This is a genomic window from Polaromonas sp. P1_E3, assembly GCF_056405935.1.
In genome coordinates, this window is sequence record NZ_JBFUBD010000796.1 from 1 (window position 1) to 682 (window position 682).

Annotated in this window: 1 protein-coding gene; it reads left to right on the forward strand. The window is 67.0% G+C overall.

What is annotated here, in order from left to right; translation table 11 throughout:
• Positions 1-10: 10 nt before the first annotated feature.
• The coding region (locus AC1D0Z_RS23585) for an acrylyl-CoA reductase family protein (RefSeq protein WP_477660538.1) at positions 11-682 on the forward strand (672 nt) is incomplete at its 3' end.

Here is a 682-nt window from a genome sequence, read left to right on the forward strand (position 1 = left end):
AGACAACGCCGTGTTCAAGTCCCTTCTACTCACCAAGTCCGACGCCGGCTTTTCAGCGACCATCACCGACACCGACGAGGCCCAGCTTCCGGCGGGCGACGTGCTGGCGCAGGTCGAATATTCCACCCTCAATTACAAGGACGGCCTGGCCATCACCAACAAGGGGCCGGTGGTGCGCAGCTGGCCCATGGTGGCGGGCATTGACGGCGCAGGCACCGTGCTCGAATCGACCCACCCCGGCTGGAAGGCCGGCGACCGGTTTGTGCACAACGGCTGGGGCCTGGGTGAAACACGCTGGGGCCTGATGGCCGAGCGGGCGCGCCTGCAGGGCGACTGGCTGGTGAAGTTGCCGACAGCCTTCACCACCCGCCAGGCCATGGCCATTGGTACGGCAGGCTACACCGCCATGCTGAGCGTGCTGGCGCTGGAGCAGCATGGCGTGAAGCCCGGCGACGGCGAGGTGCTGGTAACCGGTGCAACCGGCGGCGTGGGCAGCGTGGCCGTCGCCTTGCTGGGCAAGCTGGGCTACACCGTGGTGGCTGCCACGGGCAAGGCCAGTGAAGAGGCCTATTTGAAGCAACTGGGCGCGAGCAGCATCATTGACCGGGCCGAGCTGTCTGCGCCCGGCAAGCCGCTGCAAAAAGAACGCTGGGCGGGCGTGGTGGACGCCGTTGGTTCGCAC